Annotated in this window: 19 protein-coding genes, 1 tRNA gene and 2 pseudogenes; 9 read left to right on the plus strand and 13 right to left on the minus strand. The window is 69.8% G+C overall.

What is annotated here, in order from left to right; translation table 11 throughout:
* The first annotated feature begins 65 nt into the window (after window positions 1-65).
* From ACFVT5_RS32605 to ACFVT5_RS32615, 3 genes are all read left to right on the plus strand, one after another.
* Window positions 66-904 (plus strand): IS5 family transposase gene (locus ACFVT5_RS32605; RefSeq protein WP_389895412.1). Its coding sequence is split into 2 segments (ribosomal slippage): window positions 66-383 and window positions 386-904, totalling 837 coding nucleotides; the frame shifts between segments, so codons are not numbered across the junction.
* A gap of 337 nt (window positions 905-1,241) precedes the next feature.
* A complete protein-coding gene (locus ACFVT5_RS32610) occupies window positions 1,242-2,489 on the plus strand; it encodes a tyrosine-type recombinase/integrase (RefSeq protein ID WP_389895414.1) in 1,248 nt (415 codons plus the stop codon).
* A 1,109-nt stretch (window positions 2,490-3,598) separates the two neighbouring features.
* Window positions 3,599-3,976, plus strand: coding sequence for a hypothetical protein (locus tag ACFVT5_RS32615; RefSeq protein WP_389895416.1), 378 nt, complete (start codon window positions 3,599-3,601; stop codon window positions 3,974-3,976).
* A 69-nt stretch (window positions 3,977-4,045) separates the two neighbouring features.
* On the opposite strand, the gene ACFVT5_RS32620 is transcribed toward ACFVT5_RS32615, so the two are convergent.
* Entirely contained in the window at window positions 4,046-5,284 is a 1,239-nt protein-coding gene (locus ACFVT5_RS32620; protein WP_389895418.1) for an IS701 family transposase, read from the minus strand.
* 24 nt (window positions 5,285-5,308) lie between these two features.
* Between ACFVT5_RS32620 and ACFVT5_RS32625 the strand changes: the two are divergent.
* A pseudogene (locus tag ACFVT5_RS32625) lies at window positions 5,309-5,707 on the plus strand (tyrosine-type recombinase/integrase); the annotation flags it as partial.
* A gap of 99 nt (window positions 5,708-5,806) precedes the next feature.
* Here the strand turns inward: ACFVT5_RS32625 and ACFVT5_RS32630 are convergent.
* A tRNA-Pro gene (locus ACFVT5_RS32630) sits at window positions 5,807-5,880 on the minus strand.
* Between the two features lie 90 nt (window positions 5,881-5,970).
* On the opposite strand from ACFVT5_RS32630, the gene ACFVT5_RS32635 reads away from it, so the two are divergent.
* From ACFVT5_RS32635 to ACFVT5_RS32645, 3 genes are all read left to right on the plus strand, one after another.
* Complete coding sequence (locus ACFVT5_RS32635) at window positions 5,971-6,489, plus strand: DUF309 domain-containing protein (RefSeq protein ID WP_389895420.1); 519 nt, start codon at window positions 5,971-5,973, stop codon at window positions 6,487-6,489.
* A gap of 122 nt (window positions 6,490-6,611) precedes the next feature.
* Complete coding sequence (cobF, locus tag ACFVT5_RS32640) at window positions 6,612-7,385, plus strand: precorrin-6A synthase (deacetylating) (protein WP_389895423.1); 774 nt, start codon at window positions 6,612-6,614, stop codon at window positions 7,383-7,385.
* A 76-nt stretch (window positions 7,386-7,461) separates the two neighbouring features.
* Window positions 7,462-9,582 (plus strand): MDR family MFS transporter, encoded by a 2,121-nt coding sequence (locus ACFVT5_RS32645; protein ID WP_389895425.1) that lies wholly within the window; start codon window positions 7,462-7,464, stop codon window positions 9,580-9,582.
* A gap of 23 nt (window positions 9,583-9,605) precedes the next feature.
* Here ACFVT5_RS32645 and ACFVT5_RS32650 read toward each other — a convergent pair whose 3' ends face one another.
* From ACFVT5_RS32650 to ACFVT5_RS32700, 11 genes and pseudogenes are all read right to left on the minus strand, one after another.
* A complete protein-coding gene (locus tag ACFVT5_RS32650) occupies window positions 9,606-10,367 on the minus strand; it encodes a cobalt-precorrin-6A reductase (RefSeq protein WP_389895427.1) in 762 nt (253 codons plus the stop codon).
* Window positions 10,364-11,122 (minus strand): sulfite exporter TauE/SafE family protein, encoded by a 759-nt coding sequence (locus ACFVT5_RS32655; protein WP_389895429.1) that lies wholly within the window; start codon window positions 11,120-11,122, stop codon window positions 10,364-10,366. Before ACFVT5_RS32655 ends, ACFVT5_RS32650 begins: the two co-directional genes overlap by 4 nt.
* Before the next feature lie 106 nt (window positions 11,123-11,228).
* A complete protein-coding gene (locus tag ACFVT5_RS32660; RefSeq protein ID WP_389895431.1) occupies window positions 11,229-11,423 on the minus strand; it encodes a zinc-binding dehydrogenase in 195 nt (64 codons plus the stop codon).
* On the minus strand, window positions 11,420-12,454 hold the full coding sequence (locus ACFVT5_RS32665; protein WP_389895433.1) for an MMPL family transporter: 1,035 nt from the start codon (window positions 12,452-12,454) through the stop codon (window positions 11,420-11,422). Before ACFVT5_RS32665 ends, ACFVT5_RS32660 begins: the two co-directional genes overlap by 4 nt.
* Window positions 12,397-13,611, minus strand: a complete 1,215-nt coding sequence (locus tag ACFVT5_RS32670; RefSeq protein WP_389895435.1) for an MMPL family transporter — start codon at window positions 13,609-13,611, stop codon at window positions 12,397-12,399. Before ACFVT5_RS32670 ends, ACFVT5_RS32665 begins: the two co-directional genes overlap by 58 nt.
* A 12-nt stretch (window positions 13,612-13,623) precedes the next feature.
* On the minus strand, window positions 13,624-14,430 hold the full coding sequence (locus ACFVT5_RS32675) for a TetR/AcrR family transcriptional regulator (RefSeq protein ID WP_389895436.1): 807 nt from the start codon (window positions 14,428-14,430) through the stop codon (window positions 13,624-13,626).
* Between the two features lie 236 nt (window positions 14,431-14,666).
* Window positions 14,667-15,857 (minus strand): thiolase family protein, encoded by a 1,191-nt coding sequence (locus ACFVT5_RS32680; protein WP_389895438.1) that lies wholly within the window; start codon window positions 15,855-15,857, stop codon window positions 14,667-14,669.
* Between the two features lie 160 nt (window positions 15,858-16,017).
* Entirely contained in the window at window positions 16,018-16,482 is a 465-nt protein-coding gene (locus ACFVT5_RS32685) for a cupin domain-containing protein (protein WP_389895440.1), read from the minus strand.
* Window positions 16,483-16,539: 57 nt separating this feature from the next.
* A complete protein-coding gene (locus ACFVT5_RS32690) occupies window positions 16,540-17,544 on the minus strand; it encodes a helix-turn-helix domain-containing protein (RefSeq protein ID WP_389895442.1) in 1,005 nt (334 codons plus the stop codon).
* 128 nt (window positions 17,545-17,672) lie between these two features.
* Window positions 17,673-21,431 (minus strand): S8 family serine peptidase, encoded by a 3,759-nt coding sequence (locus ACFVT5_RS32695; protein ID WP_389895445.1) that lies wholly within the window; start codon window positions 21,429-21,431, stop codon window positions 17,673-17,675.
* Window positions 21,432-21,600: 169 nt separating this feature from the next.
* Window positions 21,601-21,821: pseudogene (locus ACFVT5_RS32700) on the minus strand (response regulator transcription factor); the annotation flags it as partial.
* Window positions 21,822-22,387: 566 nt separating this feature from the next.
* Here ACFVT5_RS32700 and ACFVT5_RS32705 point away from each other — a divergent pair.
* Together ACFVT5_RS32705 and ACFVT5_RS32710 are read left to right on the plus strand one after the other, a co-directional pair.
* Window positions 22,388-22,630, plus strand: a complete 243-nt coding sequence (locus ACFVT5_RS32705) for a hypothetical protein (protein ID WP_389895447.1) — start codon at window positions 22,388-22,390, stop codon at window positions 22,628-22,630.
* 89 nt (window positions 22,631-22,719) lie between these two features.
* On the plus strand, window positions 22,720-23,145 hold the full coding sequence (locus ACFVT5_RS32710; protein WP_389895449.1) for a cold-shock protein: 426 nt from the start codon (window positions 22,720-22,722) through the stop codon (window positions 23,143-23,145).
* Window positions 23,146-23,290 lie beyond the last annotated feature (145 nt).

A 23,290-nucleotide genomic window follows, 5' to 3' on the forward strand; every position in this document is an offset into this window, starting at 1 on the left:
ACGCGATCTTGTGGATGGGTGCTGGTCGGGCGTGACCGGTACGACGATTCCGCCGTTCGTGAGGTGTGGGGAATCGGCCGTGGATCGTGGAGGATGAACTGTGGGAGCTGATCGAGCCGTTGCTGCCGCCGTGGACGCGGAAGGCTCCCGTCCCGAGGCCGGTGGATGACCGGCGGTGCCTGCAGGGCATCCTGTACGTGCTCTACAACGACGTCAGTTGGCAACTGCTGCCGCTGGAGCTGGGGTTCGGCTCCGGACAGACGTGCTGGCGTCGGCTAGGTCGGTGGCATGAGGCCGGCGTCTTCGAGACGCTGCACGGCATCCTGCTCGCCGAGTTGCACGCGGCCGACGCCCTGGACTGGACCCGGGCCTGCGTGGATGCCTCCCACATCCGCGCGAAAAAGGGGGCGAGGCCACCGGCCCGTCACCGGTCGACCGCAGGAAGACGGGCAGTAAACACCATCTGATCTGCGACGGGAAGGGCACCCCGTTCAAGGTCATCACCACCGCGGCCAACGTCAACGACGTCACTCAGACCCTGGCGCTGGTCGACGGCATCCCGCCCGTGGCCGGAAAGCCCGGCTGGCCGCGTAGGCGCCCCGACGCGCTTCTGGGCGACAAGGGCTACGACAGCAACCCCAACCGGCGCGAGCTGCGCAAGCGCCGGATCCTGCCGGTGATCTCCTGCAAGGGCGCCCCCAACATCAAGGGCCTGGGCAAGCTCCGCTACGTCGTCGAGCAGACCTTCTCGCTCCTGCACCACTTCAAGCGCCTGGCTGTCCGCTGGGAACGGCGCCTCGACCTGCGCGACGCACCCGTCTCCCTCGCCTGCGGCCTCATCTGCTGGAGACGCCTCAAGAAGGTCCGCAGCAGATCAGAAGGGCAGCGGCTCGGAGCTGAGTGACTCGGTATATCCCAGGGACCACCGCCGCAAGGCCGACACCGACTACGCCTCCCTGGTCAATATCGTCCGACACCTCGCCCACGACTTCTGGGCCGGCATCGAAGAGATCAACCCCGAGCAAGCCGATCTGAGCATCCCGGCTGACCTATACAGCGCCTGGCGCAAGAAGATCGGTATTCGCAAGGACGGCAAGCCCCGCATCGGCGTCGACGCCATCGTCATCGCCGTCCGCAGTTTCTACTACGACCTGCACACCTGGGCCGCCGATGAACCTGAACGCTGGGCCCCCTGGGTCGTCTCGTGTCGGGTCTCGCCCAGCGAACTGCGCGGACTGGCAATGCGCCGCCGCCGGATCAACGAGCGGTCCGCCGACCGAACCCGACAGCGCCAGCCGCTCCTGCCACTTCTCGTCCGACACGTCGAGGAGCGCTACGACCACACCCGCACTCTCCTGGAACAGGCATCAGCATCAGCCAGCAACGCGCCCTTCACCCACGTCGGCCGCACCTACCGCCGTGTCCTGACCGAGCAAGATCTCACGCTCGCCCGCGGCGGCCACCGCACGCCCGTCCGCGTCCGGGACGACGCCGGGCAGCTAATCGTGATCGAAGCGGAGGAGGAGACAGCCTTCTGGGACTGGGCCGCAGTCGAAACCTCGCGCCACTCGGGCGTCCGCATCGAGGAGATGTGCGAGGTCAGTCACCTCAGCATCCGTCACTACCAGCGCAATAGCGGCGAGATGGTCGCCCTCCTGGTCGTCAGCCCGTCCAAGACCGACCGTGAGCGTGTCATCCCCATGTCCGCCGAGCTGTTCCACGTCATCGCCTCCGTCATCCGACGACACACTCGCGACGGAAACCCCGTCCCACTCCTGCGGCGCTTCGACCCGCACGACAAGGTCTGGAGCCCTCCGATGCCGTTCCTGTTCCAACGAAAGATCGGCGCCACCCGCAGCGTGATCAGCCCCGTAACCGTCCTGAGCATGCTCGAACGACGCGGCAAGGACCTCGCTGAACACCATCCCGCGTTCCGTTCAGTCAAGTTCACCCCGCATGACTTCCGCCGCACCTTCACCACCGAGCTCGTCAACAGCGGACTCCCCGTCCACATCGGCGCCGCCCTGCTCGGCCACCTCAACATCCAGACAACACGTGGCTACGTCGCCGTCTTCGATGAAGACGTCGTCCGCCACTACCTCACCCACCTCAACGAACGTCGTCAGCTCCGCTCTGACGACGAATACCGCGACGTCACCAGCGACGAGTGGGACGAGTTCGAGGAGCACTTCGACAAGCGCAAGGTCGAACTCGGCGCATGCGGACGCCCTTATGGCACCCCCTGCCAGCACGAACACGCCTGTATCCGATGTCCCATGCTCCAGGTCAGCCCGAAGATGATCAACCGACTTGACGACCTCATCACCCGCCGAGCCCGCGCCAAAACCGAGGGCTGGGCCGGTGAGATCGAAGGGCTCGACCTCACTCTCCAACTTCTCCGCGCCAAACGTGACGACACCCATCGTCGCACCCAACGCCCCGCCGTCGACCTCGGCATCCCCACCCCACGAACAACAGGAGCCCCATGACAGCACCGATACACGCTCATCCCACGGCGGCGCCGGTGAGCGCGGGCCGCGCGCATAGCGCAGCGCCGACCACACCCGCCGTCAACCGCTGCTGCCCGCGCTAGTCGAGCACGCCGAGTCCCGATACGACCACACACGCCAACTGCTGGGGCGCCGAGCAGGCGGTCGAGGGCGAGACGCTGGCTATGCGGACACGGACGTAACTCACCTCAGACACTTTCCGCTTATGCGATCATCCGCCGGGCAGTCGCCCGCATGAAGGCGCAAGGTCGGATAGATGCCGCACCCCACCCTGAGCGAAGTATTCGCTTGTCATATGCATTTTGGGAGGTTTGACGAATCCTGTAGTCAGGAAGCTCAGAATGATGGCAAGCTGAACTGCTATGCAGCGCCTTGACCCGCGGATCATGACGTGCGCCATGCATCAGGCATGGTTTGAGATCGCTTCTAATATGAAGTTTCCATGGAGCCGCAAAGAGCAGGCATACCCATGGCATGGCACGAATCGGCAAATCCGTGTCGAAGATGGATCCTTCTATCCGGAGTCTGTCCCCTTGGGTGCACTAGTCGCTGCAGTCGATGGGCAAGGGCAAGTTCAATTGCCAGGCCCGAAAGGGAGGTCACTCACCCCCCGGATGCCAATACTGATCGCTGCATTTCGGAATTTTGAGGCTTCCCACCTTACCTGCGAACTCGCGTTGAGTAACGGGGAATCCTGCCTCGCTAAACCCACCTCCTCCGTCGAGACATGGGGAGTTCCGCAATTCTCGGCGCCATGTGGACACGATTGCGGAACTGCCCAGATAGCGGCCAATCTCGTCAGCATTCTCATGGATATTCGTAGCGGGCAGGATGCTCGAATTCCCCCAGGTGCCTTTGAAATTACTGGGCCTGGAGAGCTAAATTTCTGGGCCAATCGCAACGACGGTGCTCCCGTCGATGCGTACTCGCAGGCTTGGAACGTTGCAGCCTCATGGCGACTGATCGCATTCTCACATACGAGAGGGGATCTCGGGCTGAGTCGCGCAGGAACCGTATGGCTGAATGCAGAATTTCGGTACGCCAGGTCAGAAGAGCTCGACCCACGGACAGCAAGACAGAGGAGCAAGGTGACGAACAACAACGCCTCGGGCGGGAGTCTGATCAACACCGGAAGTATGAACGGCGTCGCGTTTGGGACAAACGCAAGCGCCAAAGGCGGATCGGGTTCCAACTCCAGCCCTGTCTCGGAAATGACGGATACGGAAGTTCTCCAGATGGTCCGTGACATTATCCTGCAACATCTGTATGAGATTCCGGAGCAATACACCAACACTCTAAATTCTGCACAAGCGGAACTAGGCGAAGCCATCGACAACGATGAACCTCGTTCACCGGGCGCACAGCGCGCCCTCGGCGCTCTCGCGAATATCGCCGGAGGAATCATCACGACAGTCGGCGGCTCTGTGCTGCTAGAACGAATTCAAGAGATCACTGGGGCGGGTTAACCTTCATTATCTGGAAGGTGGCTCCTTCTCCCTGCAAGCCCTTAGTACTCCAGCTTTAGATCGTGATCTTCATGCCTGGGAGGCGGCTTGTTGCTGGTAATGGCTGGTGCGGGACCGGGCTTGATGGCGGCGTCGCCAGTCGGACCAGCCGAGCCGGTGGGCTGCGTCGTGGACCGGATGGACGACGAGCGTGATGAACAGACGCTGGATCTCGTTGCACGACAGCGGGACCAGGTCGGTTGGTCCGGGACGGCGGGCGTGTTCGTCGGCACGGACGATCGCGAGGAAGGCGTGGGCGAGCATGGCGAGGGTGACCCAACGGGCCCAGGAGGGGTAGCGGCGGACCTGGTGCTCATCGAGTCCGGCCAGCCCCTTCTCGGTCTGGAAGGTCTCTTCCACCCGCCACCTGGATCCGGCGACCCGCACCAGCTCGGTCAGCGGCACCGGCTGGGGTGAGAAGCAGCGGTAGTAGGCGAGTTCGCCGGTGGTGCGGCCACGACGGGTCAGCAGCTGGTGGTGACCCGGGCCGGGGTGGGCCAGTTCGACGACCGCCCAGTCGTAGAAGCGGTGCCCCTTGGCTCCCGCCCCAGCGGACACCTTCTGCCAGGCCCGCTTCGACAGCCGCTTGACCAGGCGGTCAGCGCGGAACTTGCCACCTCGGGTGGAGGCTTCGGCCGAGCAGGCCACCGCGAGGACGTAGCCGATGCCGCGCTCTTCCAGAGCCGTGCGCAGTGTCGGGTTGCCGCCGTAGACCTCATCCCCGGTGACCCAGCCCACGTGGTGTCCGGCGTCCAGGAACCGTTCGATCATCGTGCGGGCCAGTTCCGGCTTGGTTGCGAAGACGGTGTCCCCGCTGAGCCCTGCTGCCCGGCAGCGATCCGGGTCGCACGTCCAGGACCGCGGGATGTACAGCTCCCGGTCCACCGCCGCGTGTCCCCGCTCGCCCGCGTAGACGAGGTAGACCGCGACCTGGGAGTTCTCGATCCTGCCGGCGGTACCGGTGTACTGGCGCTGGACGGCGACGGTGTGAATGCCCTTTTTCACGTCGCCGGTCTCGTCGACGACCAGCACCGCGGCCTCGTCGTGGAGGTGCTCGACGACGTATTCGCGCACGTCATCACTGACGGCGTCGGCGTCCCAGGCGGCCCGGGACAGCAGATGCTGCATGCCGTGCGGGCTGGTCTCCCCGGCCCACTCGGCGATGGTCCAGCAGTTCTTGCGCGGCAGGTCCGACAGCAGACCCAGTACCAACCGCCCGGCCCGCAGGCGGGGTTCGTACCAGGCGAACCGGCCCGCGATCCGGCCCATGGCCACCTCGAACGCCTGCCGCCACCGCCCATCGTCGAGGAGATCCGCCCCCTCATCGCTCAGCGCATCCTGTCCGCAGGCCCCAATCCCGACGCCCGCCTGTTCACCGGCCCGCGCGGCGGACGCATCTCCACCGCCGTCCTGCGCGACGCCACACACTGGGACGACGTGGTCACCAAGCTCGGCTACGAGCACCTGCGCCGCCACGACCTCCGGCACACCGGACTGACCTGGTTCGCCGACGCCGGAGTCCAAGTGCACGTCCTACGCAGGATCGCCGGCCACGGATCGCTAACCACCACCCAGCGCTACCTGCACCCGGACGTACGCAAGGTCACGGCCGCTGGGGCCGCGCTCTCCGCACACTTCAGCGCGCTGCGCGCACCGCGCTCGCTGCCGAGTCCGATCGTCGTGACCCGCTGACGCCGGTCAAGGACGACGGTCCCCAACTGGTCCCCAAGAATGATCAAGGGCCGGTTTCGGATATCCCCGAAACCGGCCCTGATCTGCGACTCTTTCAAGTCGGGACGACAGGATTTGAACCTGCGACCCCTTGACCCCCAGTCAAGTGCGCTACCAAGCTGCGCCACGTCCCGTCGTGATCGGTGCGGTGTTCCGCGTGATCACGCGAGCAGAACTTTACCGCACCCGAGCGGATGCCCGAGCCGGTGCGGGACAATCACCGTATGAAGGACACAGCAGGCGCGGCCCGGGACCGTGACGGCGAGGGGCGGGCGCGGAACGCACGCCCACGCGACGGCCTCGGCCGCCCCCTGCCCTACGGCACCGAGGGCGTGGCCCGGCAGCCCGAAGGCGTGACCCGCACACCGGAGGCGACGCTCACCGAGGCACAGCGGCTGCTCGACGAGGGCAAGCCGTTCCACGCGCACGAGGTCTTCGAGGACGCCTGGAAGAGCGGCCCCGCCGACGAGCGGCAACTGTGGAAGGGCCTGGCCCAACTCGCGGTCGGCCTCACCCACGCGGCACGCGGCAACGCGAGGGGCGGCGCGAGACTGCTACGACGCGGCGCGAGTGCGGTGGAGGAGTGGTGCGGAGGGCCGGGGACGGCACGTCCGTACGGGATCGACGACGCCGGACTCGCCTTCTGGGCACGGGAGTTGGCCGAAGCAGTGGACCGAGACGGATCACCGGTGGACCCCATCGCAGCGGCGCCCCAACTGCGCTCTGCCGGAACGCCCCGGTAGGAGGTGCCCCGTCAGGGGCGCGGGGCTGTGACATTGTGCTGCTCCGCCGCGCGGGCGCAACCAGCCACAACCAACCCGCACCCGACCACCACCCCCAACCCCCCATACGGAAAGCTCACCCCGTGCGAAAGATCCAAGTAATCGGCATCGGCGCAGGCGACCCGGACCACCTCACCCTGCAAGCCCTAAAAGCCCTGCGCAGCAGCACCGTGTTCTTCCTGCTCGACAAGGGCGAGGAAAAATCCGACCTGGTCCGACTGCGCCGCGACATCCTGGAAACGCATCTGCCGGACCCGGCCACGTACCGGCTGGTCGAGGCGCGGGACCCGGACCGTGACCGGAGGGCGGACGGTGCCGCGTACTCCCCCGCCGTCGGAGACTGGCGCAGCCGCCGTGCCGATCTGTACGAGCGGCTGATCGCGGACGAACTCGGCGACGACGAGTCCGGTGCCTTCCTGGTGTGGGGCGACCCGGCGCTGTACGACAGCACGGTCGGCATCCTGGACGAGGTCCTGGACCGGGGCGCGGTCACCTTCACGTACGACGTGGTGCCCGGGATCAGCAGTGTGTCGGCGCTCGTGGCACGGCACCGTACGGGTCTGAACCGGGTGGCGCGGCCGGTGCAGATCACCACCGGGCGGCGGCTCGCCGAAGGCTTCCCCGAGGGTGTGGACGACGTCGTCGTGATGCTGGACGCGCACCAGGCGTTCCGGCACCACACCGACGAGGACCTGTACATCTACTGGGGCGCCTACATCGGTACGCCCGACGAGATCCTGGTCTCCGGACCGCTCGCCGAGGCCGGACCCCGTATCGAACAGGTGCGCGCGGAGGCCCGGGAGCGGAAGGGCTGGATCATGGACACATATCTGCTGCGCAGGCATCCCGGGGAGTAGAACCCGGCGCGGACGGCGCGACCGGCCACCGACGGCCGGCAGCCTCCGCACCGGTCTTCCGGCGGAGCGCCCCCGCATGCGGGTGACCGCCGGTGGTGTGAAGGTGTGGGATGTGACCACCACCGCTGACGCGGCTCCGGCCGCCACCGGGAACGCCGCGACCGCGCCGCCGGTCCTGGACCACCGCCGCCGCAATGTCGTCTTCGTGACGATCATGCTGGGCATGCTGCTCGCCGCGCTCGACCAGACCATCGTCGGTACGGCGCTGCCGACGATCGTGTCGGACCTCGGCGGGGCCGCCCATATGTCCTGGGTGGTGACGTCGTATCTGCTGGCTGAGACCGTCGCGACGGTGCTCGTGGGCAAGTTCGGTGACCTGTTCGGCCGCAAGGTGATCTTCCAGATCTCGGCGATCGTCTTCATCACCGGGTCGTTCCTGTGCGGTCTGGCGACGAACATGACGCTGCTCATCTCCTGGCGGGCGATGCAGGGCATCGGCGCGGGCGGTCTGATGGTGACCGCGATGGCGCTGATCGCGGATGTGATCCCGCTGCGCGAGCGCGGTAAGTACCAGGGCGCGATCGGGGCCGTGTTCGGTGTGGCCACCGTGATCGGGCCTCTGCTCGGCGGGGTGTTCACGGACCATCTGACGTGGCGCTGGGCGTTCTACGTCAATGTGCCCATCGCGATCCTGGTGGTCATCGCGGCGGCCCGCACCATCCCGGTGGTGAAGTCGGCGGTACGGCCCGTCATCGACTATCTGGGTATCGCGCTGGTCGCGGTCGGCGCGAGCGCGCTGATCCTGGCGACGAGCTGGGGCGGCAACCAGTACGCGTGGGGCTCCGGCGTCATCATCGGGCTGTTCGTGGGCGGTGTCGTCGCGCTCGGCCTGTTCTGTGTCGTGGAGACCCGCGCGGCCCAGCCGATGCTGCCGATGCGGCTGTTCTCGAACCCGGTGTTCACGGTCTGCTCGGTCCTCAGCTTCATCGTCGGCTTCGCGATGCTCGGCGCGATGACGTTCCTGCCGACGTTCCTCCAGTACGTCGACGGGGACTCGGCGACCATCTCCGGCGTCCGTACGTTGCCGATGGTCATCGGGCTGCTCATCGCGTCGGTGTTCAGCGGCAATGTGGTCAGCAGGACGGGCGCCTACCGGATGTTCCCGATCGTCGGGGCGCTGGTGACGGCGGCCGGCCTGTATCTGCTGTCCCTGATGGGTCCCGGCACGAGCACCTGGCTGTCGTCGCTGTACATGTTCGTGCTCGGTACCGGCATCGGCCTGTGCATGCAGGTGCTGACCATCGCCGTGCAGAACACCGTGGAGTACGCGGATCTGGGCACCGCCACCTCGGGGGTCACCTTCTTCCGGACCCTGGGCAGTTCGTTCGGCACGGCCGTGTTCGGCACCATCTACACCAACACGCTGAAGCCGAATCTCGGTGACGGGGTGGCGTCGGCGGTCCGCACGGGAGCCGCGGATCCGGCGGTGATCGCCAAGGCGTCGCAGAGTCCGGAGGGGCTGCACCGGCTGCCGTCGAACGCGTCGGCCCCGATCATCAACGCGTACGCGGACACGCTCCAGACCGTGTTCCTGTGGACGGTGCCCGTCGCGCTGGTCGGTTTCGTGGTGGCCCTGTTCCTGAAGCAGGTGCCGCTGAGGGACAGTGCCCGGATGGGCTCGACGGACATGGGCGAGGGCTTCGCGCAGCCGTCGTCAGGCGATTCGCAGAAGGTCCTGGAAGGCTCCGTCGCCAATATCCTGCACAGCGCGGGACCGGACACCGCCCGCCGCATCCTCGCAGAGTCGGACACCCGCCTCGACACGGCGGGGGCGTGGGCCGTGATGCAGGTCGAGCTGTTCACACGCATGGTGGGGCACGCGAGTCTCGGGCTGATCGCGGCCCGCCGTCAGATGCCGCCCGAGGTCCTGGTGCCCGTCTTCGACCGGATGGTGCGGGAGGGGTATCTCACCCGCGACGGCTCGCTGTTCTCGCACACGACGGCGGGCGAGCGGGAGGCGCGGGTCATCACGGAGGCATGGGGGCACTGGCTGGACGGCCGTCTGGAGCAGGACAGGGGCCGCCCGGTCGGCACCGATCTGCGGGCGGCGGTGGACACCATCGCCAAGCGGCTCCTCGCGGAGGAACTGGCCGCGTCCCTGCCGGCAGGGCGGCGGGCGGCCACCGCGACGGCGTGAGCCCGGCGTCCCGGTTCAGTCCGTCAGGCCCCTGTCAGGCCGCGCTCCCTGAGCAGCGCGAGAACCTGGGGCACGTCCTCGATGACGGTCGCCCCGGCGGGTGGCGGTGGCCTCCGTACGACGAGGACGGGCACGCCGAGCGTGCGCGCGGCGGTGAGTTTCGCCGCCGTGGCGGTGCCGCCGCTGTCCTTGGTGACGAGCACGTCGATACGCCGGTCCCGCAGCAGCTCCGTCTCACCCTCGACGGTGAACGGGCCCCGCGCCAGGAGGACTTCGCAGTGCCGGGGCAGCGGAGGTCCGGGCGGCTCGACGGAACGTACGAGGAAGTGCGGGCCGTCCAGTGCGGCGAAGGCGGCGAGTCCGAGCCGCCCGGTGGTGAGGAAGACGCGGCTGCCGAGCGCAGGGAGCCGACGGGCCGCGTCGTCCAGGGAGGCGGCGTCGTGCCAGCGGTCGCCGGGGCCGGGCCGCCACCCCGGCCTGCGGAGCAGTACGGCGGGGACACCGGTGGCGTGGGCGGCGCGTACGGCGTGCTCGCTGATGGTCGCGGCGAAGGGGTGCGTGGCGTCCACCAGGGCGCTCACCCGGTGCTCGCGCAGCCACGCGGCCAGCCCTTCCGGGCCGCCGAACCCTCCGACGCGTACCTCGCCGGGCAGCCCACCGGGCCGGGACACACGGCCCGCGAGCGAGGTGGTGACCCGTACGCCGGGTGTGCCGGAGAGCGCGGTGGCGAGCCGGCGGGCCTCCGTGGTGCCGCCGAGCACGAGGATGTGCGCCGGGGGGTTCATCGGACCAGCAACTGGACGCCGCCGAGGACCGTCGCGCCGATCACCAGCCGTTCGAACAGCCGCTGATTGATGCGGTTCACGCACAGCTTGCCGACGAGCGCGCCGGGCAGGACGAACAGGACGAGGGCCGCGTCCAGGAGCAGTGAGCGGGCGTCGATCAGACCGAGTCCCACGCTGAAGGGGACCTTGGAGGTGTTGACGATGAGGAAGAACCACGCCGAGGTGCCCAGGAAACCGAGCTTGCGGAAGCCCGCCGAGAGGAGATACATCGACATGACGGGTCCGCCGGCGTTCGCGACCATCGTGGTGAACCCGCCCAGCACCCCGTACGAGCGGGCCTTGACGCGACCCGCGCGCGAGCCGACCGGATCCGGATCCTGGTCGGCGTCCGCCGCCCGCCGCCGCCACACCGTGACCCCGGCCATCAGCAGCAGGATCGCCCCGATCGACGTGCGCACCTGGGCGTCGTCGGCCCACACCAGGAACACGGTGCCGACGAGCACGCCCACGCCGACCGCGGGGAACAGCCGCCACAGGGTGGGCCAGTGGGCGTGCCGGCGGTAGGTGAGGACGGCGAGCACGTCTCCGAAGAGGAGGACGGGGAGCAGGACTCCGGTGGACTCGCGGGCGGGCAGGACGGCGGCGAAGACGGCGAGGCTCACGGTGTTGGCGCCGCTGACGGCGGTCTTGGAGAAACCGACGACGGCGGCGGCAGCGGCGAGCGCGGCGAATTCGAGTGGCGTGATGGCGTACATGCGGGGACCGATGGTATGCCCATTCAACTGAACGGCGTAAGGGCCCTTCTCAGCACCCGGTCACCGCCCACACAGACCCTCGTCACCGCCGCCCCTCGGCCGTACGTCAACCGGCATCCGGGACGAGGACCACCTTGCCCGTCGTCGCCCGTGCCACAAGCGCCGCGTGTGCCGCGCCGGCCGCCGACAGAGGGAAGGTCTGCACCGCGGGCACCATCGTCCCGTCCGCCGCCGCGGCCAGCGCCCGGACCTCGTCGGCGGACGAGAACCATCCTCCGACCTCAACTTTGGTTCCGGTCAACTCCGCACATCCATGAGCACTCGTCGGTCCTCCCGCTGCTCGGGCCCGCGCAGCTTGGCGCCCTCGATGTCCAGGTCGGGCAGCAGTCGGTCGAGCGGGCGTGGCAGCCACCAGGCACCCCTGCCGACCAGCGCCAGGACGGCCGGGACCAGCGTCATCCGGACCAGGAACGCGTCGACCACGATGCCGACCGCGAGGCCGAAGGCGATCGGCTTGAGCGTGAGGTCATCGGCGGTCACGAAGCTCGCGAACACCGCGAACATGATCAGCGCGGCGGCCGTGACGACCCTTGAGGCGTGCCGCGATCCGGCGATCACCGACTCGTAGGGCTTGCCCGTGTGGACGAAGTCCTCCCGCATCCGGGACACGAGGAAGACCTCGTAGTCCATGGCCAGTCCGAACAGGACGGCGATCAGGACGATCGGCATGAAGCTGAACACCGGCCCGGTGGTCGGCACACCGATCAGGTCGGCGAGCCAGCCCCACTGGAACACGGCGACGACCGCGCCGAACGCGGCGCCCACGGAGAGCAGGAATCCGAAGGCCGCCTTGAGCGGGACCACGATCGAGCGGAAGACCAGAAGCAGGAGGAGCAGCGCCAGTCCGACCACGATCGACGCGAAAGGGAGCAGGGAGGCGCTGAGCTTGTCGGAGACGTCGATGGCCGCCGCGGTGGAGCCGGTGACCAGGATCTCGGCGTCCGATTCAGCGGCCAGCTCCGGTGTCTCGGCGCGGATGTCCCTGACCAGTTTCTCCGTACGCTCGTCACGCGGCCCGGCCTTCGGGACCACGGTCAGGATCGCCGTACTGCCGTCCTCGCTGACCTGGGGCGCGCTGACGGAGACGACCTCGGGCAGATCGAGCCGCTCCAGGCCGGTCGCCACCTCGGTGGCGGCGGGCGCCGGGTCGCCGTCCGCGCTCCGGACGAGGACGAGCAGCCGGCCGTTGCGCCCGGGGCCGAAGGCGTCGGAGATCAGGTCGTACGCCTTGCGCTGGGTCGACTCGGGCGCGGCGGTGCCGTTGTCGGGCATGGCCAGGGCGAGTTGGGATGCCGGGAGCGCGACCGCGCCGAGCCCGATGACCACGGTGGCGAGCGGCCTGCGGGTGACAAGACGGGCCCAGCGCTCGCCGCCGGACCGCCGCCGCCCGTGGCGCGCTCGCGGCGCTCGGCCCGCGAGCCGGGCTTCGGCCGCAGCCGCGTCCCGGCGAAGCCGAACAGGGCGGGCAGCAGAGTGATCGCCACGGCGACCGCCATCAGTACGGTGCCGGCGGCGGCCAGCCCCATGACGCTCAGGAAGGGGATGCCGACGACGGACAGCCCGGAGAGCGCGATGATCACGGTGAGTCCGGCGAAGACCACGGCACCCCCCGCGGTTCCGGTGGCCCGGCCCGCCGACTCCTCCGGGTCCATGCCGCCCGCGAGTTGGGTGCGGTGCCGGGAGAGGATGAGCAGGGCGTAGTCGATGCCGACGGCGAGTCCGACCATCAGCGCGAGGCTCGGCGCGGTGGAGGAGACGGTGGCGATGTGGGACACCAGCAGCAGTCCCAGGAGCCCGATCGCCAGCCCGATCAGGGCGGTGAGCAGTGGCAGTCCGGCGGCCAGCAGGGAGCCGAAGGTGAGGATGAGCACGATGATCGCCACGCCGAGGCCGATCACCTCGCCGATGCCCACGGCGAGACCGGCGGTGCTGTAGATCGTGCCGCCGACCTCGGCCCGGAGCCCGTCGGTCCGCGCCGAACCGGCGATCTTCTCCAGTGCGGTGACGCTGGAGTCCTCCAGCGCGTCCCGCTTGATCGGGTAGAGCACCTGCGCGAGCGCCGTACGCCGGTCGGCGGAGACGGACTTCGCATCGAAGGGGTCGACGGCGGTCTCGACCTGGGGCGCCTTGGCGGCATCGCGCACGGTGCGCTGGATGACGGCGCGGAAGGCGGGGTCGTCCACGGTCGACCCCTCGGGGGCGACGAAGACGAGTTGCGCCGTGACGCCGGTGGCGGCGGGCTGCGACTTCTCCAGTACGTCGATGCCTTGCTGCGACTGGGAGCCGGGGATGGTGGCCTCGCTGTCGAGATGCGAGCCGAAGGTGGCGAGACCGCCGACCGTCAGCGCGATCAGGAGCAACCAGCCGATGAGGAAGCCGCCGCGGTGCCGGAACGCCGTCCGGCCGAGCGAGTAGAGCACGGTAGCCATCGAGAGCTTCCTTCAGCTGTCAGAACGGTCGGAGGAGTCGGAGGAGTCGGTCGGGGAGGGTGGATCTGGATCCTCGGAAGGATCGGTAGGCGCGGAAGGATCGGCAGGCGCGGCCGATGGGGCGTGCGGGTCCATCAGTGCGGTGAGGACCGCCGCCAGCGCCTCTTCCACCAGGTCGGCGCCGATCCCCTCCGGATCGGCGATGCACTCGTTCGACAGGCCGTTGCACAGGCAGTGCAGGATCAGCGCGGCCAGTTCGGGCCGTACGGCCGGTCGGACGCCGGTGCGTTCGACAACGGTCTCGATCGAGTGGGCCGCGGCGGCGCGCTGGGCCCGGCGCAGCGGGGTGAGGATGGCCCTGGTCCGCTCGTCGCGGGCGGCGCGGGCCGCGAACTCCAGTCCGAGCTGGCCGCGTTCGGCGTCGCCCACGATGCGGCGCGCGACGGTGCGGGCGGCCCGTCCGACCGCGTCGGCCGGTTCGTCGGCCTCGCCGATCTCGGCCATGACGGTGGTGAACTCGCTGTCGGCGCCGTCCCCGAGGATGGCGCCGAACAGCTCCTGCTTACCGGCGAAGTTCGAGTAGACGGCGCCTTTGGTGAAGCCCGCGGCGTTGGCGATGTCCTCCAACCGGCTGTCCGCGTAACCGTGTTCGGCGAAGGAGCGCGCGGCGGCCGTCAGGAGCCGGCGTCGGACCTCGTCACGCGGCACGCGCGGGACCGGACCCTCGTACTCGATGGGGTCCTGCGGATCGGGATACCCGGGGTACTCGATACCCGAAGTACCGTGCTGCGGCGGGACTCCGCCTGCCGAGGAGTGCATGGTGAACTTCCCTGCTGTGAGGGGCGGTTGGGTGTCCACACGACGCTACGGAGTGATCCACGCCCCTTCGATCCGGTGCGCCCCCTGGTTGCCCGGGGGTTAACCCCCTGCCCACGGTGGGGCCCGCCCCCACCTCCCCTGACGGCGGTCCCAGCTCCCCGACAGCGCGTAGGAGCCCGGACGGGGAGGGGTATCCCGTCCGGGCTCCTACGTACATAAATGGTTCGGTGGTCGCGTCACGCCCCGCGCTGGACCAGCAGCGCCGTGCCCTGGCCGACGCCGACGCACATAGTGGCGAGGCCGCGCTCCGCGCCGGTGCGGCGCATCCGGTGCAGGAGCGTGGTGAGGATCCGGGCGCCGGAGCAGCCCAGCGGATGGCCGAGTGCGATGGCGCCGCCGGTGGCGTTGACCCGCTCCGGGTCGATGCCAAGCCGGTCCACGCAGGCCAGTGCCTGTGCGGCGAACGCCTCGTTGAACTCGGCCTCCTCGATCTCGCGGATCCCCCACCCGCTGCGGTCGAGCACCTTCCGTGTGGCGGGCACGGGACCGATACCCATCACATCGGGATGCACCCCGGCGGACGCCCCGGCGACATACCGCCCTAGGGATTCGAGGTTCAGTTCGCGCAGGGCGTCCTCGCTGACGAGGAGAAGCCCTGCGGCGCCGTCGTTCATCGGGGACGCGTTGCCCGCGGTGACGGTGCCGTCCGCGCGGAACACCGGCTTCAGCCGCGCGAGTTTCTCGTACGAGGTGTCCTCGCGGACGCACTCGTCGGTGTCGACGACGACTCCGTCCGGGCGGGTCACCGCGATGAGTTCGGCGTCGAAGTGGCCGTTCTTCCGGGCGTCGGCGGCGCGTTGGTGGCTGCGTAGCGCGAACTCGTCCTGCCGCTGACGCCCGATCCCGTACCGCGCGGCGACCTCCTCGGCGGTCTCGCCCATCGGCAGCAGACCGTGCAGGTCCTTCATCGCGGGGTTGACAAGGCGCCAGCCGAGCCGGGTGTCGACGGTCTCCATGCGGTGCGGCAGGGCCTCGTCGGGGCGGGGCAGTACGAAGGGGGCGCGGCTCATGGACTCGGAGCCGCCCGCGAGGACGATGTCGGCCTCGCCCGCCGCGATGGTGCGGGCCGCGGTGGTGACGGCCTCCAGGCCCGAGGCGCACAGCCGGTTCACGGTCGCGCCGGGCACCGAATCGGGCAGCCCGGCGAGCAGCGCCGCCATCCGCGCGACATTGCGGTTGTCCTCTCCTGCCTGGTTGGCGGCGCCCCAGTAGATGTCGTCGATCCGGGCCGGATCGAGGGCGGGGGCGTCGCCCAGCAGGCCGCGGATCACCGTGGCGGCGAGGTCGTCGGGGCGGACGGAGGAGAGGGCTCCGCGCAGCTTGCCGATGGGGGTGCGGCGGGCAGCCGCGAAGTGGACGGGACGCACGACAGGGCTCCTCGGGGCGGGACCGGTTCGATCAGCGCCGCCAGCTCTTAATTAGCGCTGCTAGTTTTGGACTATAGCCCCCGGACCGCCCTGGGGAAAGCGACGCCCGCTTTGTCATCTGCGGCTGCGGGCCGGCACCCGCCGTGCGTGAACGGGTCGGTCACTCGAAGGCGCAGCCGGGGTTGGGCACGTCCTCGGAGAGGGGCGCGCCGTGCGGCAGGACGTACAGCACCTCCAGGACGAGGGGTTCCGTGCCGAGGTTGCGGCCGATGTGGACGTGTTCGGGGCCGGGGGGTTCGGTGAGCGAGGTGCCGGCCGGGTTGACGCCGTTCGGGGCGCAGGCGGCGTCGAAGTGGCTGAGGGTGCCCTGCCGTACGAAGGCGTAGAGCGTTCCGTCGTGGTAGTGCCAGCCGGTGGCCTGGCCGGGCGGGATGGTGATTTCCCTCAGGACGTAGTCGGTGTCGCCCACGGTGGTTCGGGAGATCACGGTGCCGACGACACCCGGACCCGGCGGGGTCGCGTGGGCGGTCCCGGCGGCCGATGTCAGCCCGACCAGGGCGGCGGCTGTGGCGGTGGCCGTGGCGGTCAGTCGGGTACGGAGCTTCGTACGGAGTGTCCGGTGCATCGGGCGAGCCGTCCTTCCCTCGCTGTCTCCTTCCGTCCCACCCTGGCGGACCGCCCGCTACACCCAACCCCGGCGCGCCGCCTGCCAGGCGAGTTGCATCCGGGTCGCTGCGCCGGCGAACGTCATCAGGTGCTGGATATGGCGCTGGACCGTGCGCCGGCTGAGGCCCATCTGCGAGGCGATCGCCTTGTCCGTGACACCGGCGACCAGCAGGGACAGCAGCCGTCGGTCCGTTGAGGAAAGAGGGTCGGCGCCAGCCGCTCCGTCGGTGCCGGTGACGGCTCCGGAGTCGTCCACGTGCAGGGGTACGGCGTCGTCCCAGTACCGCTCGAAGAGGGCGACGAGGGCCGCGAGGAGACTGCTGTCGCGGAGCAGCGCCGCGGTGGGTTCCTCGGGGCTGCCGTGCGGGCCGCCCGGTACGAGCGGGCAGATGGCGATGGCGCGGTCGGCTATGGCGAGCCGCAGCGGCAGATGGGCGACCGCGCGGGCGACCTCACCGGCGCGCACTCCCTCGATGACGTTGTCCACCGCGCCCTCGTCGTCGAAGAACGCCTTCTCGTAGAGGACCCGGTACCGCACGCCCCGCGCCAACGCGTCGAACTCCGCGCTGTTGCTGCCCGACGGCATGGCCACGTACTGGGCCTTGCAGAACCACAGCATCTCGTCGCGGGTGTCCGCCTGGATCCGGCGCAGATGCTGACGCAGCGCGTCAGCGCCGGTGATCACCTCGATGAGCTGCCCGGCGTCGCGCCTGCGCATGGTGTCCTGGTAGATCTCCAGCAGATCGGTGGCCGTGGCGCGGGCGACGTCGAGGGCGTCGGCGTTCTGCTTGAGCCGGGGCATGAGGGCCACGTCGGGCGGTGTCGCCCGGTACCGTCTCGGTGTTCCGTCGCTGTGGCTGGCCAGGCCCTTCACCGTCAGCGCCGTGAGGGTCTGTTCGGCCTCCTTCGGGGTGACCCGGGCACGGGACGCGAAGTCGTGCGCGGACGCCCGCTCCATCGTCACGAGGATCCGGTACGCGGCCTCCTCGGCATCGCTCACCCCCGCTGCCTCCAGCGTCACGGCACACCCCCCTGATACCGCCCGACCCGCCGGCTGACCACCGTACTGCAACGGTCGAGGGGCACAGCGGACAGCGGGGACGGCCCCGGTCGGTACGCCGACCGGGGCCGTCCCGTCACCCGCCGGGCCTACCCCCGGTGCAGGTAGGCGCGTTCCACGGTCTGCCGGACGCTGTTGCCCAGGCCGTCCCGCGCGGTGACCCGCAGGGTCACATACCGGTCACCGTGACCGGACGGCCGTGCCACGGTCGCCGTGAACCCGCGGCTCCCCCGGTCCTTCACCACCGCGCCGCTCCAGTGCTTTCCGTCGTCGTAGGACGCCTCCACGCGTACGGAGACCCCGCGCGGCGCGGGCAGTCCGTTCTGTGCGCGGACGGAGAGCCCGATGGTGTGTGAGCGCCCGGCGCGCACCGCGTTGTCCGCGCCGACCGGTACGTCGTAGTCGAGTTGGAGCAGCGGCAGCGGTGCGGCCTTGTCCGTGGTGCCGGACCGGAACGACCAGGACGTGTCGGTGCGGGGACCGAACGCCCACTCGTCGGGCTGCCGCGAGGTCGTCACGTCGAGCCGGTAGTCGGCCGTGCCGGGACGCACCTCGAAGTCGGCCCAGGCGCCTTCGGATTCACCGGCCTTCACTCCGTCGCGGTAGAGCACCGCGGCGGCCGTGTCACCGTCGTCCCCGAGGTAGCGGGACCGGTGGCCCGGGGTGGAGTCGGTGAACTCCGGTATCCGCAGGGCGAGTACGTCCCCGTTGCGCACCGAAGGGGTCGCGGTGTCCTTCGGGATCGAGGGCCGGATCACGGCCCCCTGCCACGTCTCGTCCAACCGCTCGCCGGGCCGGTAGGTGCGGGGCGCGTCGTTCATGCCGACGACCAGCGGCCAGTCGATGTCGAACGTGGTCCGGTGGTGCACCCGGTGCTGCCACTCCGTGCCGTTCGCGCTGATGTACTCGGTGCGGGCGAACCCGGTCGGCACGAACCGGGTGTACTGGAGCCAGGCCGCTTCCTGGTAGGGGCGCCGGCCGAACCGCTGCTCGGCCGCCCACGGCAGACCGCCGTTGTCGGCGTACGTGGACCGTACGACGGCACTGTTCTTCGCCGACACGGTGTGCACCACGCGCTCCGGAATCCGCTGCTCGGACACCTGCATCACGTCGTAGAGGTACGGGCTGCGGGCCGTGCCGGTGAACCGGACAGTGGTGGGGCGCTTGCGCAGCCGGTCGAGCAGCGCGTCACCCGCCTTCGTGCCGGTCCGGACGAGGGGCAGGGCGGTACGGTCACCGTCGGGCCGCCAGCGGGTCCAGGCGATGTCCCCGAAGTGGATCAGCAGCAGACCCTTCGCGCCCGCCGCTGCCGCCTTGCGCGCCAACTCGTCCTCGACGACTCCGTCTTCCTCGCGGACGACCGCCAGCTTGCCGCGTACCCCGCGGAAGTCGGGCTTGGCCCCGCCGCCCGCGTCCACGGCGGTCAGGGTGACGCCCCTCTCGTCGAACATCGGCGAGTACCCCGTGTAGTACGGGTTGAGGTCGAGGTCGGTGCCCGAGACCTTCGCCTCGATCATCTGGGCGACGAGCTGCCAGCGCGACGCGAACTCGAAGGTGCCGTCGGTGACTTTCGCGGTCGGACTCACGTACAGCCGCTTGGCGACGTCGAAGTACATCGTGCCTTCGGTCAGGCCGTGTCCGTCGATCCGGCGGTATGTCTGGTAGTTGATGATGCCGCGCTGCTCCGCGGGCTTCGGGGTCCGGATGTCGACCAGGGTGGTCTTGCGCGCGTCGAGGGTCACGTCGGTGTCCTTGGTGACCTTCACCTCCGGCAGGACGACATGGCGCAACTCCTGACCGTCGTCGGCGTCGTCGATGCTGGAGTAGTCCACCTGGTAGGTGCCCTCCTCGACCTCGGCGACCGCCGGCGAGGTGCCGGTGTACTGGACGAAACCGTCGGGGCCCCAGATGATCGGCAGCGCGTCGACCCGCTTGCCCTTGTGGTCGAGGGTGGTGACGGTGAGCCGGTGTACGGGTCCGTGCACGACGAGGCTCACGGTGGTGTGCACCTTGACGGCGCTGTCCGCCGACACGGCGGTGACATACCCGTAGTAGTCGCCCCGGCCCGCACGGGACGGGTCCGCCGTCAGCGGTACGTCCACGGTGGCGCCGGCGGCGATCCGCACCGAGGCGGAGCCGAGCCGCAGGGCGCCGTCCGGAAGGTTCCGGCCGCCGGTGGTGGCGAGGCGGGCGGTGAGGGCGAGACTGATCTCCTGGTCGGAGGTGTTGGTGTAGCGGACGGTGGCGGTGCGTCCTGCGCCGCCGCTGTCGTCACCGGTCTGGAACGGGCCGAGTGCCACGGTGCCGGTCGCGGTGACCCGGCCGAGTGCCGCCGCCGCGACGTCGATCCGGCCGCCGCCCTGCTCGGTCGGCTGCTGCCCTTCGACGGTGCGGGCCGAGCTGATCAGCGCGTCCTTGATCCGCTGGGCGTCCCAGGTCGGATGGGCCTGGGCGACCAGCGCCGCGGCGCCCGCGACATGCGGGGTCGCCATCGACGTACCGGAGGCCGCTACGTAGTACGGGTCCACCGGGTCGCCCATGGTGGTGCCGGCCGCGCGGGCCGCCACGATGCCCACGCCCGGAGCGGTGACATCGGGTTTGACGGCCCGGTCGCCGTCGCGCGGGCCCCTGCTGGAGAACGGGGCGAGCGTGTCGTCGCGGTCCACGGCTCCGACGGTGAGTGCCGCGTCGGCGGCGCCGGGTGAGCCGACGGTTCCCGGACCCTGCTCGCCGTTGTTCCCGGCGGCCACCACGAACAACGCGCCGCTGCTGCGGGTGAGTTCGTTGAGGGCGAGGCTCATCGGGTCGGTTCCGTCGGTGCGGATGTCCGCGCCGAGGCTCATGTTGACGACCTTGGCGCCCTCGGCGGCGGCCCACTCCATGCCGTCGATCACCTGGGACTCGCTGCCGTAGCCGTCGTCGCCGAGCACCTTGCCGATCAGCAGGTCGGCGGCCGGGGCCACGCCCTTGCGGCTGCCGCCGGAGGCCGCGCCGCTGCCGCCCACCGTGGCGGCGACATGGGTGCCGTGCCCGAAGGCGTCATTGGTGCCCGAACTGCCGGAGAAATCCTTGGCCTTGCCGATCCGGTGGGCGAGGTCCGGGTGGCTCTGGTCGGCGCCGGTGTCCAGGACGGCGACCTTGACGGCCTTGCCGTCGTATCCGGCCTTCCACAGGGCGGGCGCGTTGATCTGTCCGGTGCTGCGGTCCAGGGCGGCGTCCACCCTGCCGTCCAGCCAGATCTTGGGGGTCACGGCCGTACGGGCGATGTCCAACGGCTTGGTGGAGGGGACGAGTTGCTTCCAGAACCGGCCCAGGTCGCCCGAGGGGACCCGGACCGCCTGGGCGTCGATGCTGTCCAGACGGCGGGCGGGCGCGTCGTCGTCGGTCAGCGCCGTGAGCCTGTTCACCGCCGAGGCCGACGCGCCGTCCGACTGCCCGATGATCAACGGCAGGGTGTCGCCGTGCGCTTCGTCGTAGCCCTGCTCGATGAGCGCCGTCACATTGAAGAGCTGGCGGTCGAGGCGCCCGGTGGAGACCAGGTCGAGGGCGTCGGAGGGCAGCACCGACAGGTCGCCGTCCTGTTCCATGGTCCGGAACAGGACGCCGCGCCGGCCGCTGCCGGGCTCGACGGAGGCGACGCGCTTGCCGTCGGCGTCCTTGGTGACGGTGACGCGGTCTCCGGTGACCAGTCGCACGGTGGCGGTGTCCTTGCCCTTGCCGGGCGGGGACGTGGGGGTGGCCGTAACGCCCGTGTCCTGCACGGTCGTTCGCGCGGCGACCGGCGCTACGCCACCGACGGTGAGCGCCAGTCCGACCGATATCACCGCCGCACAGCGGATCCGTCTCATCTGTTCAGCACCTTTCCGTGCGGGCAGGGAGGTGTTCCTGCGCTGCTGCACAGAATCCGGTGGCGCCGGACGCGCTGTCATCGATTCCGGGTGGCGCAGGTGAGACATGTCGCAACGGCGACATCACGGCACCGGGAGCGGGAACCCCGTGTGGCGCCGCCGTGCCGCGTCATCTGCCGGCCGGCGTGACCAGCCCCGTTTCGTAGGCGACGACGACGGCCTGGGCGCGGTCACGGAGTGCGAGTTTGGCGAGGATGCGGGAGACATGGGTCTTGACCGTCGCCTCGGACAGGGTGAGGCGGCGGCGAGTTCGGCGTTGCTCAGGCCGTGCGCCGGCAGACGCAGGACGTCGAGTTCGCGAGGCGTCAGCGAGGCCAGGTCGCGGTGGACCGTGGCCATGTCGGTGTCCCGGCCCGTCACCATGGGCCTGGCCCGCCCCTTCGCGCGCCCCGCCCGGACGTTCTCGATGGTCGCCGCCGTCGTGTTCGGCGCCGCTGCCGTCACCTTCGCCACCGGTCTGGCCTCCTCGCTCGGCGAGATGATGACCGCGCGGGACCACAACGCGGCCGACGTCACCACTGGGGTGGGCGGTCCGCAGGCCGGTTCCGGCGGACCGGCGGGCGGGAAAGTCGGGCCGGTAGGCGAGAACGCCGGGCCGGAGGGCGGGCAGGGCGGCCCGGAGGGTGGGGCGCAGTCCCCGGCCGCCGATCCCGCCAAGGTCACCGCGGCGATCAAGGCCCAGTCGGGGACGGCCAGGTACTACGGCTCCGCCATCACGCAAGCCACCGTCCCCGGGGTCACCGGGTCCAGGAACGTCGTCGCATTCACCGGGGACGCCTCCTGGGGCGGCTACACGATGGTGTCGAGCCGCTGGATCGAGAAGGCGGGCGAGGCAATGGTGCCGACGCCGTTCCTGACGGCCACCGACAGCGGGGTCGGAGACAGCGTCACGCTCCGTGGCCGGTCTGGTCGGCGGCGCCCTGGGCGTACCGCTGGGTGCGGCCCTGCACGACGCGGTGATGCCGGCCATGGGGCGCGGCGCGGGCCTGAACCTGCCGGACTCCGTCATCGACGTCTATCGCGCGCCCGAACTGGCCCTGCTCGGTCTCGGCGGCCTCGTCATCGCCGTCCTGGGCTCGCTGCTGCCGGCCGGCCGGGCGACCAGGACCCGTACGGCGACGGCACTGCGCGCGGAGTAGGCTCTCGCTGGAACGGTACGCGTGGCGTACCATGGCTCACTTGGTGTTGATCCGGGCAACGGGCCCGGTGGGTTTTGGGGGTTGGTGGCATGGTTACTGGTCGTGTGCTGCGGTTCGATTCTGTGCGGGGGTATGGGTTCATCGCTCCCGATCACGGCGGGGAGGATGTCTTCCTGCACGTCAATGATCTACAGATTCCCGAGCATCAACTGCGCTCCGGGCTGGCCGTGGAGTTCGAGATCGAGGAAGGGGACCGCGGCCTCAAGGCGTCGGCCGTGCGACTGGCCGACGGAGCCGACAGCAGGCCCGCGCACACCGGGACGGCGTCCCCCGCGGCGACCAGGCACACGGACGGCGACGACTCGCTGTGCGATGTGCTCACCGGCGACGAGTACGTGCAGGAGGTCACCGAGGTCATGCTGTCCTCGGCTCCCTCGCTGACCGGCGTACAGATCGTGCAACTGCGCGCCGCGCTGCTGCAGTTCAGCAAGAACCACGGGTGGACCGAGGGCTGACACCCTGGCCGGTACGGCCCGTATGACCGAGTCGGCCGTGAGTGTGGTGGTCGGTCGGCAGTGAGCGTGGTGGTCCGTCGGCGTCGGCGAAAGTCGACGGCGGCGGACCACTTGCCGTTGCGGGGGCACCAGGACCAGTGGGCGT

The organism is Streptomyces sp. NPDC058001, from assembly GCF_042886315.1.
Classification (GTDB): Bacteria; Actinomycetota; Actinomycetes; order Streptomycetales; family Streptomycetaceae; genus Streptomyces.

Bases quoted from the DNA above. Each gene is read 5' to 3' on its own strand.
- ACFVT5_RS32610 (WP_389895414.1), top strand. From the start codon at position 1,242: ATGCGCCGCCGCCGGATCAACGAGCGGTCCGCCGACCGAACCCGACAG.
- ACFVT5_RS32620 (WP_389895418.1), bottom strand. From the start codon at position 5,284: ATGGGCCGGATCGCGGGCCGGTTCGCCTGGTACGAACCCCGCCTGCGG.
- ACFVT5_RS32635 (WP_389895420.1), top strand. From the start codon at position 5,971: ATGAAGGACACAGCAGGCGCGGCCCGGGACCGTGACGGCGAGGGGCGG.
- ACFVT5_RS32645 (WP_389895425.1), top strand. From the start codon at position 7,462: ATGCGGGTGACCGCCGGTGGTGTGAAGGTGTGGGATGTGACCACCACC.
- ACFVT5_RS32650 (WP_389895427.1), bottom strand. From the start codon at position 10,367: ATGAACCCCCCGGCGCACATCCTCGTGCTCGGCGGCACCACGGAGGCC.
- ACFVT5_RS32655 (WP_389895429.1), bottom strand. From the start codon at position 11,122: ATGTACGCCATCACGCCACTCGAATTCGCCGCGCTCGCCGCTGCCGCC.
- ACFVT5_RS32665 (WP_389895433.1), bottom strand. From the start codon at position 12,454: ATGCCCGACAACGGCACCGCCGCGCCCGAGTCGACCCAGCGCAAGGCG.
- ACFVT5_RS32670 (WP_389895435.1), bottom strand. From the start codon at position 13,611: ATGGCTACCGTGCTCTACTCGCTCGGCCGGACGGCGTTCCGGCACCGC.
- ACFVT5_RS32675 (WP_389895436.1), bottom strand. From the start codon at position 14,430: ATGCACTCCTCGGCAGGCGGAGTCCCGCCGCAGCACGGTACTTCGGGT.
- ACFVT5_RS32685 (WP_389895440.1), bottom strand. From the start codon at position 16,482: ATGCACCGGACACTCCGTACGAAGCTCCGTACCCGACTGACCGCCACG.
- ACFVT5_RS32695 (WP_389895445.1), bottom strand. From the start codon at position 21,431: ATGAGACGGATCCGCTGTGCGGCGGTGATATCGGTCGGACTGGCGCTC.
- ACFVT5_RS32710 (WP_389895449.1), top strand. From the start codon at position 22,720: ATGGTTACTGGTCGTGTGCTGCGGTTCGATTCTGTGCGGGGGTATGGG.